Origin of the sequence: Pseudoalteromonas sp. MMG013 (genome assembly GCF_018100885.1) — a bacterium.
Taxonomy (GTDB): Bacteria; Pseudomonadota; Gammaproteobacteria; order Enterobacterales; family Alteromonadaceae; genus Pseudoalteromonas; species Pseudoalteromonas aurantia.
This window is the reverse complement of sequence record NZ_JAGJEE010000054.1, coordinates 1-14,528: the sequence shown is the minus strand read 5'-3', so window position 1 is coordinate 14,528 and position 14,528 is coordinate 1. Positions and strand designations below refer to the sequence as shown.

The 14,528-nt window shown below is 41.9% G+C and carries 13 protein-coding genes; 11 read left to right on the top strand and 2 right to left on the bottom strand.

Translation table 11 applies throughout. The features are described 5' to 3' along the window. Positions 1–2,017 (top strand): AMP-binding protein (locus J8L98_RS24110; protein ID WP_210998597.1); only part of this gene is annotated, 2,017 nt, incomplete at its 5' end. Positions 2,018–2,079: 62 nt separating this feature from the next. Here J8L98_RS24110 and J8L98_RS24105 read toward each other — a convergent pair. Both J8L98_RS24105 and J8L98_RS24100 read right to left on the bottom strand, forming a co-directional pair. Beyond that, positions 2,080–3,387 carry an ATP-binding protein gene (locus J8L98_RS24105; protein WP_210998599.1) on the bottom strand — a complete coding sequence of 436 codons (1,308 nt, stop codon included), beginning with the start codon at positions 3,385–3,387 and terminating at the stop codon, positions 2,080–2,082. Positions 3,388–3,450: 63 nt separating this feature from the next. Further along, positions 3,451–4,854 (bottom strand): sigma-54 dependent transcriptional regulator, encoded by a 1,404-nt coding sequence (locus J8L98_RS24100; RefSeq protein WP_210998596.1) that lies wholly within the window; start codon positions 4,852–4,854, stop codon positions 3,451–3,453. 253 nt (positions 4,855–5,107) lie between these two features. On the opposite strand from J8L98_RS24100, the gene J8L98_RS24095 reads away from it, so the two are divergent. The 10 genes from J8L98_RS24095 to J8L98_RS24050 form a co-directional block, all read left to right on the top strand. Beyond that, entirely contained in the window at positions 5,108–6,367 is a 1,260-nt protein-coding gene (locus tag J8L98_RS24095; protein ID WP_210998598.1) for an HlyD family efflux transporter periplasmic adaptor subunit, read from the top strand. 35 nt (positions 6,368–6,402) lie between these two features. Then, complete coding sequence (locus J8L98_RS24090; protein WP_210998594.1) at positions 6,403–7,104, top strand: ABC transporter ATP-binding protein; 702 nt, start codon at positions 6,403–6,405, stop codon at positions 7,102–7,104. An 82-nt stretch (positions 7,105–7,186) separates the two neighbouring features. Continuing rightward, positions 7,187–9,598 (top strand): ABC transporter permease, encoded by a 2,412-nt coding sequence (locus tag J8L98_RS24085; RefSeq protein ID WP_210998592.1) that lies wholly within the window; start codon positions 7,187–7,189, stop codon positions 9,596–9,598. 133 nt (positions 9,599–9,731) lie between these two features. Continuing rightward, a complete protein-coding gene (locus J8L98_RS24080) occupies positions 9,732–10,028 on the top strand; it encodes a DUF6482 family protein (RefSeq protein WP_210998591.1) in 297 nt (98 codons plus the stop codon). A 534-nt stretch (positions 10,029–10,562) separates the two neighbouring features. Continuing rightward, on the top strand, positions 10,563–11,330 hold the full coding sequence (locus J8L98_RS24075) for a DeoR family transcriptional regulator (protein ID WP_210998589.1): 768 nt from the start codon (positions 10,563–10,565) through the stop codon (positions 11,328–11,330). 75 nt (positions 11,331–11,405) lie between these two features. Next, positions 11,406–13,226: a glutamine--fructose-6-phosphate transaminase (isomerizing) gene (gene glmS / locus J8L98_RS24070; RefSeq protein ID WP_192509124.1), complete on the top strand. Its 1,821-nt coding sequence runs from the start codon at positions 11,406–11,408 to the stop codon at positions 13,224–13,226. Positions 13,227–13,402: 176 nt separating this feature from the next. After that, a complete protein-coding gene (locus J8L98_RS24065; protein ID WP_210998588.1) occupies positions 13,403–13,687 on the top strand; it encodes a hypothetical protein in 285 nt (94 codons plus the stop codon). A 27-nt stretch (positions 13,688–13,714) separates the two neighbouring features. Beyond that, complete coding sequence (locus J8L98_RS24060) at positions 13,715–13,888, top strand: hypothetical protein (RefSeq protein WP_210998586.1); 174 nt, start codon at positions 13,715–13,717, stop codon at positions 13,886–13,888. A gap of 100 nt (positions 13,889–13,988) precedes the next feature. After that, the gene (locus J8L98_RS24055; protein ID WP_210998584.1) at positions 13,989–14,216 is read left to right on the top strand and encodes a hypothetical protein; all 228 of its coding nucleotides are present in this window, start codon (positions 13,989–13,991) and stop codon (positions 14,214–14,216) included. 5 nt (positions 14,217–14,221) lie between these two features. After that, positions 14,222–14,528: hypothetical protein (locus tag J8L98_RS24050; RefSeq protein WP_210998582.1), on the top strand; the 307-nt coding region annotated here is incomplete at its 3' end.

Below are 14,528 nucleotides of genomic sequence, written 5' to 3'. Positions count from 1 at the left end.
GGTGATGATCGAGCATCGTGCTTTAGCTAATTACCAAGAGCATATTCGCGAAACTTATCATGTCGATGATAATGATGCTGTGTTGCAGTTTTCAAATATTTGCTTTGATATCTTTGTTGAAGAGTTCTTTGGTACATTGTGTCAGGGAGCCCGATTAGTTATCAGTAATGACGAGTGCAGACAAGGATTACAAGAATTTATCAGTTTTTGCACGCAGAATACAGTCTCTGTAGTTAGTTTACCCACGGCATTTTGGGCGCAATTATTGGTTGATAAAGGGGTCTTTACAAACACATCTATAAGGTTAGTCATTGTTGGGGGTGAGGCATTAACACCATCCACAGTATCTCACCATTATCAAAAGCTGGGTCGTCATGTTCAACTCATGAATACATATGGCCCAACAGAGGCAACGATTACAGCGTCAACGTATTGTACGTCTGAAGCAGATGCAAAATGTAGCACGGTCTCTATCGGGCAACCAAATATTAACAATCAATTACTTATACTTGATTTGAATACTGAGCTTGTCCCTTTTGGTGCTGTTGGGGAGTTATATATTGGGGGGGATGGGTTGGCTCGAGGTTATTTAAATCGCGCAGAACTGACAACAGAGCAGTTTATTGAAAACCCCTATTTTAATGCTAATGATCCACATAGTTCACAACGAATATATCGCACGGGAGATTTGGTAAGGTATTTAGTCGACGGTACGTTAGAGTTCATTGGTCGTGCGGATGATCAAGTCAAAATTCGTGGATTTAGGGTTGAACTTGGTGAAGTCGAAGCACAATTAGTGCAGCAGCAACAAATTGAGTCAGCCCTAGTGATGACGAAAATAGTGGCCGGTGGTAAACAATTAGTCGCCTATATTCAGCCCTCGGAGCGACTTGAAACACAAGAACACATGTTATTTATGAAGCAAGTAAAGAGCGCTTTAACTGAGCAATTGCCAGAATATATGGTACCCAGTGTCTTGATGGTGGTGCATGAATGGCCGTTGACGCCAAACGGCAAGGTAGATAAACGGGCGCTGCCAACCCCCAAAGGTGCCACGCTACAAGGTGATTATGTTGCCCCACAAACACAGATCGAACTAGGGCTGGTTGAGATTTGGTCTGAATTATTAGGCATTGAAGCGGTGAGTATTAGCACCACGGCAAACTTTTTTGAAATAGGGGGCCACTCGCTGTTAATGTTGCGTCTGTGCGCGCAAATGAAGCAGCGTTTTGGGGTTGAGATTTCACTCAATGATCTCTTTAGTACTGTGACCATTGAGGCTATGGCGCGATTATGTGATGGTAAATCATTGCAAGCTGACGGCGCATTAATCCGAGCGATGTCGGACATTCAAGCGCACCATAGGTCGGTATTTTTAGTACCGGGTGTTGCAAGCACTGAACATGATTTTGCTTGGTTAGCTTCGACGCTTTCATCGCATAATATTAATGTATATGGCTGTCCACATCGAGGCTTGCTCGATGGCTTGCAGCCCTTTAAAACCCTCACTGAAAATGCAGAGCAGCTTGCTGAAGCGATTGCGACAACCGTTAAGCCACATATGGTGATTCAATTGGTAGGTCATTCATTTGGTGGAGTTCTGGCTTTAGAAGCTGCCAATATGCTTCGTGGTAATGGTTTTCAAGTAGAGCTTACCTTTGTTGATGTTTATTTTGAGCAATCAATACAAATGGTTAAATCATGCCATGTAACCCCAGTGGAGAATAAGTATCATATAAAAGATGACGCTATTGATAGTGAGTTGTTAGATCACGTTAATTTGTTGGCTCAAAGGCAAATAAATTGGTTTGATAATTATGTCCCGACTGTGGCGAGCGGTGTGGTATTAAGAGGTGCTTATGCTGGCGCATCACCTTATTGCTTACAAGCGTATAATGACTATATGGCACAGCATAATGCGAACAACATTGAATCAATCACGATAGACACTGATCATAAAGGGATATTAAAACAGGAGGAATTATCTCGCTTTATTGTAATGGGCTGTAACAATTAAATAAATTTGCGTGCTCATTGAATCTAATGAGCACGCACGTTCTTTAATTTTGCCTTGCTCGTTTAACCAAAAATACAACGAAAGCAGGCGCCCCTTTCCCGTGTAACATAAACTAAATCCCCACCATGGTTGACCATAATCTGTCTTGATAAACTAAGGCCGATACCTGAACCTTGTTGTTTAGTTGTGAAAAATGGCACGAATATCATCTCTCTAACATGCTCGGCGACACCTAAACCAGAATCAGTAATTTCAACATATACTTGTTGAGCATTGTTTTGGTCTAAAGTGACTGTGATCAAACGCTCTTCGCGTGAGGTTGATGAATTTTGTTCGGCAATTTTTATGGCCTCAATGGCATTTTTAAACAAATTGATCAGCACTTGTTCTATTTGCCCAAGGTCTAACATGATCAATTGCGACGTTTTGATACTGATTGAGCAAGTAATGTGATGTTGAGTAAGCTGACTATTGTGTAGTGAGACTATTTGCTTTAATAGCGGTTGTAACTGTAATGGTGCAAGTGTTGGACTGGGTAAACTACTCACATTTCTAAAGCGTTCAATAAACTCACCTAAGTGCTTGGTTCTCGATGCCAATGTATTTAGCGCCAAACTGAGATCTTGTTTATCTTCTTGGTCCGTAAATGTCAGTGAGTCTGGTATCAAGCTATGGCAGGTTTGAGCAATTGACGATAATGGGGTGATTGAGTTTGCTACTTCATGAGTTAGTACTTGCGTTAATCGCTTATAGGCTTGTTGCTCTTTTAGAAGCAACGCATCATGTATTGAGTGTAACGTAATAATCTTACGTATTTGTCCTTGTATTTCAGCAACACTTACTTGTATAGACAAGGTATCTTGTTGCTCACCTTGCTGCCATTGTGCACTGCTACGAAGGCGTTTATTCGTTGCTAAAACAAGTTGGCCAAGATGTTGGAGTTGCGACAAATGGTTGGCCGATATACCCAATAGTTTAGCCGATGCTGGGTTAGATTCTATGATATTACCCTGATCGTCACAGACCAAAACAGCTAAATCAACATGCACCAAAAGTGCTTGTAAAAACTGTGCTTGTTGTTCTGCATTAAAGCGAGCGGATTGCATTTGTTTTTTAACTTTTTCAAAGTGTTGTCTCATAGGATCTCGCACACCTAGCCCGAGTGTACTGTCGCCATTTGCGAGTGCTTTTATTACATGACTTAAGCGTTTATTGTGCTTTTGAAATAATGAGAATATATATCCATTTAAAGATAAGGCAACGAGAAAAATAAGTACCCATGTTGCAGAAAACCCATATTGTATATACAAGTAAGTTAACGCACTAGCACAGATGCATAGACCTGCAAGGTTTAGGGCTAAGATAAGCATGGAGTTGGAAGTTGTGTTGATCACGCTGAGAGTTCCTTTGGATGTGCCTTATTGAGAATGCGTTTATAAATCATACTTTTCTAAACGGCGATACATAGCACCGCGCGTTAAGCCTAATGCTTTTGCGGCATGACTGACGTTACCCTGATAGTGCTTTAATGCGGCATGCACTGCGCGTCGCTCTAAAACTTCTAAATCAAATGTATCGTATTCTGTAGTGGACTGCGATGTGTTTGCTTGAGGGCTTTCTAACGTCGGAGTTTGGCCCACGACAGTCCCTATATCTAGCGTATCCGCATCACTTAAAATTACGGCGCGCTCAATTGCATGCGCTAGTTCACGTACATTTCCTGGCCAAGGATACTGACAAAGTGCATCCATATCTGAAGCGTTAATGCTGAGTTCGCGTTTATATTTTTGCGCATAGTGTTTTAAATAATAATTTACCAGTAGAGGTATATCGTCTATGCGTTCCCTTAAAGGGGGGATCCGGATTTCTATCGTATTGATTCTATATAATAAATCTTGGCGAAATCTTTCTTCATTAACGGCATCAGCGAGATTATCATTGGTTGCACAGATCAAACGAATATCGACATCGATGGGTTTTGTACCACCGACCGGTGTCACTTGCCTATTTTGCAGGGCTGCTAAGAGTGTTGCTTGCTGCGCCAGAGGCAGGTTCCCCAGTTCATCTAAAAATAAGCTACCGCCATGAGCAAGCTCAAATCGACCAACTTTGTCTGTTTTGGCATCCGTAAATGCGCCTTTTTTATGACCAAATAATTCGCTCTCAAAAATATTGCCGGAAATAGCCCCCATATCGAGACTAATTAATGGGTTTTCGTGACGTAAACTGGCTTGATGGATTGCTTGTGCTGCAAGTTCTTTTCCGGTGCCGCTCTCGCCACAAATCAATATATTTGCATCGGTTTGTGCGGCTTTTTGTATGGTAGAAAACACCTGTTGCATCGCGGCACTTTGGCCTAAAAAATCAAATGTGGCGCTTTTCTTACTTTGGCTCAGCGCTTGATTTAATCCTTGTGTTTGTCGTGTGAGTTTGTCTACTTTTTGCTTATCTTGTGCATGTGCGAATGCGGCAGTGACGGCGCCTAGCAACTGCTCGTTTTGCCAAGGCTTAGCAATAAAGTCAGATGCGCCCGCTTTTATTGCGTCTACAGCAAGTTGAATATCGCTATAAGCTGTCATTAAAAGAACAACAATGCGAGGGTCTTGTGCGATGATTTTTTTTAGCCAATAAAACCCTTCTTTGCCACTGATTGCATCTTGGGTAAAGTTCATGTCTAGCAGAATAACTTCAATTGTGTGTGACTTGATAATGCTTTCAATGTCGAATGGGTTATCGGTTGTTTTTACAACTTGATAATGTTGTTTCAAAAGGAGTCGCGCTGCAATCAAAATATCCGGATTATCGTCAACAACTAAAATAGAGCCCGCTTGCTTCATGAATGATCCTGTTTTGTGTTTTTATGTGAGCTTAGCTTAGCGTCATACTACTTGGTTTAAGTATGGGATGTCCATTTTTGGGCACTGGTGAATTGCTGTAGTGTTCTATTATCGGACACCTAATGAAGGAAATTAAATCTTAAATTGATAAGTTATTGATATTTAGTTGTTTTTATTTTGGCATGAAATTTGGATTATCTACTGCATATGCCGTTATCAGCGGCCAGTAAAAAATATCAGCAGGAATTGAATGATGGATAAAAAAATAGAACGCTCAGGATTACAAAAGCATTTTAAAAAAGGGGTAATCGTTGCAGCCGTGCTCAGTGTGACTGCCGTGGCTTATGGGTTTAGTCAAACGGGGTCTGAAGGGCGCAGTCAAAAAGTATCAAAGCAAAGTATTACGGTGAGTACTGTGCGTCAAGGCGCGTTTAAAGATGCATTAAGCTTAAGAGGTCAGGTGGTGCCAAAAACAACCGTCTATCTTGATACGATAGCTGGAGGCCAAGTCGAGGAGCGATTGGTGGAGCAAGGTGAATTTGTGCAAAAAGGACAACCCTTGGTTCGTTTAAGCAATACGAATTTGCAATTAGATGTGATGGGTCGTGAAGCTCAGGTGACAGAGCAATTGAATTTTTTACGTAATACGCAAATGAATATGGAAACAAATCGATTGAATTTGCGTCGAGATATTCTTGAAATTGATTTGCAGATAAGTCACTTAGAACGTCGATATAAACAGTCTAACTCCCTTGTCTCACAAGGTGTATTAGCCAAGGATGAACTCTATGAGATCAAGGATGACCTCTCTTATTACAAGGCGCGTAAAGAACTGACGCTAGAGAGACAAAAGCAAGAAAACTCGATACGTGAAGTGCAAGTCGCACAGTTGGAGGACAGTGCTAAAATGCTGCAAAAAAACCTCCAGTTTGCGAGAAATAACCTAAACAATTTGTTGGTTAAGTCACCAGTCACAGGGTACTTAAGTGAGCTAGATGTCGAGATTGGCGAGTCAAAAAGCAGGGGCGCTCGCCTTGGTCAGGTCGATATTCCAAATGAATATAAACTTGTGGTACGTTTAGATGAGTTTTACTTAAATCAAGTTCAACGAGATATGCCAGTGATGGTTCAGATTGACAACAAGATAGTAGAGGCTGGAGTGAGTAAAATAGACAGTCGCGTACAGCAATCACAGTTTCAAATTGAAGTCGATTTACCAACTGGCACTGACAGTATCAAACGAGGTCAGAGCATCGAGGTTGAATTAATGTTAGGCGGCAATAAACAAGATGCCTTGTTACTTAATCGCGGTGCTTTTTTTACCAGTACCGGCGGTAATTGGGCCTATGTATTTACCGAATCTGGTGATTCAGCTGTGCGACGCGACATTCGTATAGGTAAAAAAAATCAAGATTACTTTGAAGTGCTGGCCGGTTTACAGGCAGGCGATAAGGTGATCACATCAAGCTACGGTAGTTTTGATAAAGCTGAACATCTGAACATACAACAATAAAAATAGTGTAAGTGAACCGAATTAAGGACAGAAATATGATTACGTTAAATAATTTAAGCCGCGTTTTTAGAACGCAAGACGTTGAAACAACAGCACTCAATAGTATTAATTTAACGGTTGAAGAGGGTGATTTCTTAGCCATTATGGGGCCGTCAGGTTGCGGTAAATCAACGCTATTGTCTATTTTGGGCATGCTAGACTCCCCAACTGGAGGCCGCTTTGAGTTTGCGGGGACAGATATTGCCGGTTATAGCGAAAAACAATTAGCCGAACTACGTCAAGCGTCAATTGGATTCATCTTTCAAAGCTTTAACCTTATTGACGAATTGACCGTCTATGAGAATGTGGAGCTGCCTTTACAATATCAAAATATTTCTAAAGCGGAGAGAAAGCAAAGAGTCGAAGCTATTTTACAGCGCGTCGCGATTGACCATCGTGCAGACCATCTGCCACAACAACTTTCTGGCGGACAGCAACAACGTGTAGCGGTGGCACGTGCCTTGGTTATTAATCCTAAACTGATCCTTGCCGATGAGCCGACGGGTAACTTAGATTCGAAAAATGGTGAAGAAGTGATGACGATGCTGCGTGAATTGAACCGTGAAGGTACAACTGTGATTGTGGTGACTCACTCAGAAAAAGAAGGCACCTACGCAGACCGTTTAGTGCGTTTACTTGATGGTCAAGTGATACTCGATAAAGCGAATGAGGTTGTCACTGTATCAGGGGCTGCGTAGCAGTATATACGTTTTAGTATATATGAGTCTGTTGCCATTGCTTAGTCAGTCAAAGGCGCAGTATGAAGAAGGAAATTGAAAAATGATATTTAACTATTTTAAAACCGCGCTTCGGTCTATCAAGCAAGATACTCAACACTTTATGTTGAACTTACTGGGCTTTAGTATCGGTTTAGCGGCCGCCATTATGGTCGCATTGTTCGCAGCCTATGAATTATCATATGATAGTCAGCATCCAAATGCAGAACGCGTCTACCGCGTTCATACTGATTATCGCCCTTGGGGTCTACAGATGATAGCTGCGTCTGATTCAGATTTGGCGCTGGAAATGCTTAGTCACACGCAAGTGGAAGATGCGTTAGTTTTAACAGATGCACATAGTCTCAGTTACTTTGCTGAACCAATGATCCTTGATGTAACGATTAAAGGTGAAACTGCTCGGTTGAGTAATGTGTTAGTTGCATCATCAAATTTACTGGATTTTATTAACTTAGAAGTACTTTTTGGTGATTTAAATAAAGCGCTAACGAGACCGGGTCAATTGGCGATTAGCCAAGCTGAATCGATTCGTTTATTTGGTAATGAGAACTCGGTAGGGCAAACTTTGTCGTATGAACAAGGGCGATATGAAATTGCCGCTGTATTTGCTGATTTACCTGACAACACGCACTTTGTATTTGATACATTGGCTGCTATTCCAAAGGTATTAAATAGCCCGATCCGTGGCTATGTATATTTACGTTTAACTGAAGATGCCGATCCGGATTTAATCGTTGCTGATATGGTAGAAAATATGCGTGAAAAATCGACCGGCCGCCATAAACAACTTGGTTTGACTCTGAATAAACTTCAGGATTTACATTTCAATAGCAGTGGTCCATTTGAGATGAAGCAAGGTGGTTCATCATTGGTGATGCAAGTGTGTATTGCATTAACGGTTTTATTGTTGCTGATTGCCAGCGTGAACTTTATTAATTTAAATATTGCAGGTGCAGCAAAGCGCGCCAAAGAGGTTGGGGTAAGAAAAGCGCTTGGAGCGAGTAAACCACAACTTATTTCTCAATTTTTAACTGAATCCATGTTTGTCGTGATGATTGCAGCCCTTATTGCACTGGTGTTAGTTGAACTAATGATCCCGTCAGCAAATCAATTACTTGAGCGCAGCTTATCGTTAAGCTTCTCACCACTGTTTTTAGTATTAGTGGCGGTTGTTGTGATATTAATTGGTCTGTTATCAGGCTTGTACCCAGCACTGTTCATTTCGTCATTTAGCGCTAAGCGCGTATTGAGTGGTGACTTGCAACGAGGAAAAACGGCCATTTGGGTTCGTAAGCTCACACTCGGGCTACAAGGTGGGTTATCTGTTGCCTTGATTGTCGCTGCTATCGTGGTATACAAACAAATGGCATTGATCGGTGATTTACCCGTTGGCTACAGCAAAACAGATAGAGTGATTATTAAAAACCTACCAACTGAAGCGATTTATCAAGCGGATGATAATCGTCTTATGAGCCAATTAAAAGCGTTAGATGGTGTTGAACAAGTTACGCAATCAAATACACTGTTAACACATGATATGACCTCAGAGTTATTTTTAGTTTGGCCTAATGGTGAGCGACTTAGAGGCACTCAACCATCAATTTCAACCGGGTTCCATGCAGTTGAGACTTTAGGCTTCGAACTTGTTGCCGGGCGAGATTTCTCACCACAATATGCGAGCGATTGGATGGCAACCGACGAGCAAGGCATTAGTTCATTCTCTGTTTTATTGTCTGAAAGTTTAGCTAAACAAGCGGGCTATGCTAATCCTGCAGAGCTGGTTGGACAAACACTGGCAACGCAAAGTGGCAGAGGCAAAGCAAAAGTCGTGGGTATCATCAAGGATGTGAAAATTGGCTCAGCACGACAGCAGCAGCTACCTGTTTCCGTTAATGTTGCAAGCGCTCAAGATCCATTGGCATCTATTGTGATTAAAGTAAGCCCAGGCGCTAACAAAGCGCGAATCATGGAAGAGGCGCAAAGAATTGTAATTAGAGAGTTGGCAATCACAGAGGTTGATATTAGCTTAATCGAAGATGACTACAAACGGGCACATATTAATGAACATCGGATGCAGCAGCTCGTGGTGATTTTTAGCGGCCTTGCGGTTATCTTGACTTGTATGGGTATTTTAGGGCTGGCATCTTTTGCGACGATACGTCGTCAAAAAGAAGTGGCAGTACGCAAAGTACTGGGCGCTTCTCGAATTAGCATCGTGAACTTACTGTCGAAAGAGTTTTTAGCCATTGTAGGCATTGGTGGTCTTATTGCGATCCCCTTGGTGTATTGGTTAATGGGTGACTGGTTAAATAACTTTAATGAACGGATTGGCCAAGCAATTTGGATATATGGAGTTGCTACACTGAGTGTTGTTGCGATTACCTGGTTGACCGTTGCGAGCCTTGCATTCAAAGCGGCAAATACGCGTCCTTCGTTGATTTTACGATACGAATAAGCGTACTGACTTCCTACTAGAGGGCGCTTCGGCGCCTTTTTTCTTGCTTCAGGAAAACAAATTGAGCGAAAAGTGAGCGTTTCGTCACTTAGGTACGTTTTATTAACTGGTGAACAAAATAATTGGGTGATATATGCAAAGTAGACAGTTAAAAAACCATTTTAAGCTACAGGATTTAAACGCGGTTATATTAAGTTATGCAGATTCTAATCACTATTTGGCGGGGGGACTTGATGGTAACGGCGAATATCACTTGTCATCCGATAAAAAAGGCAACGCCCTTACTTTCAATTCACTCAGAGAAGCGGAAGTACACCTTGTTGAGTTGGGGGCTACTAAGGCGACATTAGAAATGGAAACTGCGTATGATGAAATGGTGGGTACCGCAACAGCAGAGCACTGTAAAATTGAACTTGCTTTGTCACATTAAGGTGGATAACGGAACGAGTCATTATGGTGTGTTGCCATGGTTATGGAAGAAAACGCGTATGATGAAATGGTGGGCACCGCGACGGCAAGGTACTGTAAAATTGAACTTGCTTTGTCACATTAAGGTGGATAACTGAACGATTCATTATGGTGTGTTGCCATGGTTATGGAAGAAAACGCGTATGATGAAATGGTGGGCACCGCGACGGCAAGGTACTGTAAAATTGAACTTGCTTTGTCACATTAAGGTGGATAACTGAACGATTCATTATGGTGTGTTGCCATGGTTATGGAAGAAAACGCGTATGATGAAATGGTGGGCACCGCGACGGCAAGGTACTGTAAAATTGAACTTGCTTTGTCACATTAAGGTGGATAACGGAACGATTCATTATGGTGTGTTGTCATGGTTATGGAAGAAAAAATGTGCCGTATGATGATGAAAAGAGCGGTCACCAAAAAGCAGGTATTGTAATTTATTAAGTTTCGTTTAAAATGCACCTAAATTTCGAACCGAAACTTAGGTGATGTACTCATGACCAAACGAAACACCCAGCAGCGCCGCCACACCATACTGAACTTGGTAAATAGCCAAGGCGAGATCAGTGTGGAGGCACTCGCCTTGGAGTTTGAAACATCTGAAGTTACGATTCGAAAGGACTTAACTGCACTTGAAAAAAGCGGATTGCTATTACGCCGTTATGGTGGTGCAATTGCATTGCCTCAAGAAATTGTTGCAAAAAGCAACGACAAACAGGATTCCCTTCGCAAATTGGCAATCGCCAAAGCTGCGGCCAATCTCATTAAAGACCATAACCGGATTATTATCGATAGCGGACGTACGACGGCAGCCATGATCCCAGAGCTAGGCAATAAGCGAGGACTTGTGGTGATGACTAACGCAATTAATGTGGCTAGGCGTTTGCTTTCTTTAGAAAATGAACCAACCTTATTGATGACTGGTGGTACATGGGATCCGCACTCGGAATCATTTCAAGGGCAGGTGGCCGAGCAAGTATTACGTTCATATGATTTTGACCAACTCTTTATTGGTGCTGATGGCATCGATGTTGAAAGAGGTACCACAACATTCAACGAGCTAGTGGGCTTAAGCCAAGTGATGGCAGAGGCGGCACGTGAAGTGGTGGTGATGGTTGAGTCTGACAAAATCGGCCGAAGAATACCAAATTTGGAACTACCTTGGGATCAAGTCACCACTTTAATCACCGACAACAACTTGGCAGAAAAAGACCGCCAAGTGATTGAGGCGTGTGGCGTGCAACTGATCTGTGTCGAGGTGTAAATCATGCGCTGTCATACATTAACAGTGGCAGTGCAATTAACATCACACTAGCGTGCAAAATTAAATGGAGAGAGTATGTGTGGCATTGTTGGGGCTGTTGCTGAACGCCCAGTAAATAGAATTTTAATTGAAGGCTTAAAGCGCCTTGAATATCGTGGTTATGACTCTGCAGGCGTAGCATTAAGTACTGCGGGCGTATTAAACACCGTAAAAGCGGTGGGTAAGGTGGTAAACCTTGAAAGCGCTTTACGAGATGCGAACGTAAAAGGCACTACGGGCATTGCACATACGCGTTGGGCTACGCATGGTGGCGTGACAGAGGCTAATGCCCACCCGCATATTTCCAATGATGAAATTGCATTGGTACACAATGGTATTATTGAAAACCATGCGCCATTGCGTGCGGCATTAAAAGGCGATGGTTACGAGTTTCTATCAGAGACGGATACCGAGGTAATGGTGCACTTAATCCATCAACTGCGCCAGCAACACGATAGTTTGTTAGATGCGGTACGTGCGGCCGTGAAACAGCTGGAAGGTGCGTATGGCACCGTAGTATTTGACAAAGCAAATGATAATGAAATGATTGTTGCGCGCTCAGGTAGTCCACTGGTGATTGGCCTTGGTCTGGGTGAAAATTTCATCGCATCTGACCAACTAGCTTTACTGCCGGTGACGCGCAGCTTTATCTTTTTAGAAGAAGGTGATGTAGCACGTATTACCCGTGATACTGTGGAAATCTTTGATAGTCTTGGCAACGTGGTTGAACGAGATGTGGTTGAATCAAACATTACCCAAGATGCGTCAGGTAAAGGTGATTACCGTCACTACATGCTGAAAGAAATTTATGAGCAGCCATTGGCAGTGCGTAACACGCTTGAAGGACGTATTGAAAATGACCGTGTGACAGTTGATGCGTTTGGCGCCAGTGCTCAACAAATCTTTAAAGATGTAAAACACGTACAAATTATTGCTTGTGGTACCTCTTATCACTCGGGGATGGTGGCGCGCTATTGGCTTGAACAATTTGCCGGTGTGAGCTGTAACGTAGAGATTGCTTCTGAGTTTCGTTACCGTCAATCGTTCGTGCACGAAAATAGCCTGTTAGTGACAATTTCACAATCAGGTGAAACCGCAGATACGTTGGCTGCGTTGCGTTTAGCCAAAGAGCAAGGTTACATGGGGTCAATGACGATTTGTAACGTACCTGGTTCCTCATTGGTGCGTGAATCTGACTTAGCCTTTATGACCAAAGCTGGCGCCGAAATAGGGGTTGCCTCTACCAAAGCATTCACTACACAACTGGTCGGCTTATTGATGTTAACTGCATCGATAGCGCAAGAGAAAGGCCGAGATCAAAGTGAAATTATCAATGCGATAAAAACCCTACCAAACAAGCTTGAAGAAGCGTTGACACTGGCAGGAGACATTGAAGCATTAGCCGAAGAGTTTGCCGATAAACACCATTCACTTTTCTTAGGTCGTGGGTCGCAATACCCGATTGCGATGGAAGGTGCATTAAAACTTAAAGAGATCTCTTATATTCATGCTGAAGCATACGCGGCAGGTGAATTAAAGCATGGTCCATTGGCTTTAATTGATGCGGATATGCCTATTATTGTGGTGGCACCTAACAATGAGCTGCTTGAAAAGCTGAAATCGAATGTTGAAGAAGTGCGTGCCCGTGGTGGTATTATCTACGTATTCGCTGATAAAGACACCGCGTTTGAATCAGACGATACCATGCGGGTTATCAATGTAAACCACGTAGAAGATGCGATTGCACCCGTTGTATATACAATCCCATTACAGCTACTGTCGTACTATGTCGCGGTCATTAAAGGCACCGATGTTGACCAGCCGAGAAACTTGGCTAAATCGGTTACAGTAGAATAAGAAAAGGCGCGAAAGCGCCTTTTTTGTGGGTGAATAATAAAGTTTCATCCCAAACAATAAAGTATCATCCCAAACAATAAAGATTCATACTCAATTATCAGATAAAGCTTACTACTTTATTATGCTACTTTTGATAAGCTGGCTTTAGTTGGATATGAAGTAAGGATATTCGCTTAATGGCACTTACCGCGCATCAACAAGAGTTGTTATCAAAATTAAAGGCAGCTTCGCTTCGCCACAAAACCAAAGAAGTTACCTACAAGTCAGAATGGATGGGGTATTTGCCCTATGGACAATATCATTGGATTGAAGTCAATGGTGAGGAAGTAGAGGTAGATCATTCAGAGCCTTTAGACGAAGGGTTAACGTCACTTGTGAAAATGGGCTTATTAGAACTTGTTCGAGAGATTCAGCTCACGGATGAGGATCAAATTAAGATATATCATATAAACGCTGAATAACCCAATTCATATCATAAGGAACTAGAAGTGCGCAGAAAAGAAATATTCAGGTGGTTTGAACAGGCAGAAATTGATGCTTTCATTAATGGGGAAGTAAAACTGGTATTGCAAGCTCTAGAAATACAAGGGGTTACCATATCAGATGGGGGCCTGTGGAATGTTAGGGCGCCAGATCCTGTTTTATACACTCAACAGAATTAAAAGATATCGAACTCGATAGTATGAATATCATCCTGAAAGAAAACTACATTGGTTTTAAAAATAGGCGGCTTTCCATTGTTTTCGAGCCGGAAAGTTAATTATGGATAAAGTAAGTTTCCTAAAACATGTGTCTCAGTTAGGTATTGATAAATCATCTTTCTCGCTAAACGGACCAATAAATGAAAGGTATTGTTTAAAAAGTAGTGGTTTTGGTTGGGAAGTTTTTTATGCCGAAAGAGACCATAAAAACGCACTAGTGACATTTGATTCTGAAAGCGCAGCATTGAGTCACTTGTTAAACCAATTAAAAAAAACGTATATAGAATAAGTTACATGAAAGAGTCGGTAAAAAACTTTCTTGATCTGATAGAGAACAACTATCAACATGTTAGGCCTAGCAGAGAAAATGAATATGCCCATATTCAAGACTACAAAGCACGGTATTTGAGTCCTCTTTATATGGACGAAATAGATGATATCCTTTTGGAAGTTCTAGATATTTTGCAACCAGACCATAGGAAGTTTAATGACTACTTTTGGCTAGTGGACAAATTTCAGCCTGATTTTTTATATAACACTGAAGAATATATAAAAAGTGGCAGAATAAAGAATAATCTAGGCGCTTTAAGGAAGCATTTGG

Coding starts and splice junctions, on each gene's coding strand:
- J8L98_RS24105 (WP_210998599.1), bottom strand. CDS start 3,387: ATGCTTATCTTAGCCCTAAACCTTGCAGGTCTATGCATCTGTGCTAGT.
- J8L98_RS24100 (WP_210998596.1), bottom strand. CDS start 4,854: ATGAAGCAAGCGGGCTCTATTTTAGTTGTTGACGATAATCCGGATATT.
- J8L98_RS24095 (WP_210998598.1), top strand. CDS start 5,108: ATGGATAAAAAAATAGAACGCTCAGGATTACAAAAGCATTTTAAAAAA.
- J8L98_RS24090 (WP_210998594.1), top strand. CDS start 6,403: ATGATTACGTTAAATAATTTAAGCCGCGTTTTTAGAACGCAAGACGTT.
- J8L98_RS24085 (WP_210998592.1), top strand. CDS start 7,187: ATGATATTTAACTATTTTAAAACCGCGCTTCGGTCTATCAAGCAAGAT.
- J8L98_RS24080 (WP_210998591.1), top strand. CDS start 9,732: ATGCAAAGTAGACAGTTAAAAAACCATTTTAAGCTACAGGATTTAAAC.
- J8L98_RS24075 (WP_210998589.1), top strand. CDS start 10,563: ATGACCAAACGAAACACCCAGCAGCGCCGCCACACCATACTGAACTTG.
- glmS (WP_192509124.1), top strand. CDS start 11,406: ATGTGTGGCATTGTTGGGGCTGTTGCTGAACGCCCAGTAAATAGAATT.
- J8L98_RS24065 (WP_210998588.1), top strand. CDS start 13,403: ATGGCACTTACCGCGCATCAACAAGAGTTGTTATCAAAATTAAAGGCA.
- J8L98_RS24055 (WP_210998584.1), top strand. CDS start 13,989: ATGGATAAAGTAAGTTTCCTAAAACATGTGTCTCAGTTAGGTATTGAT.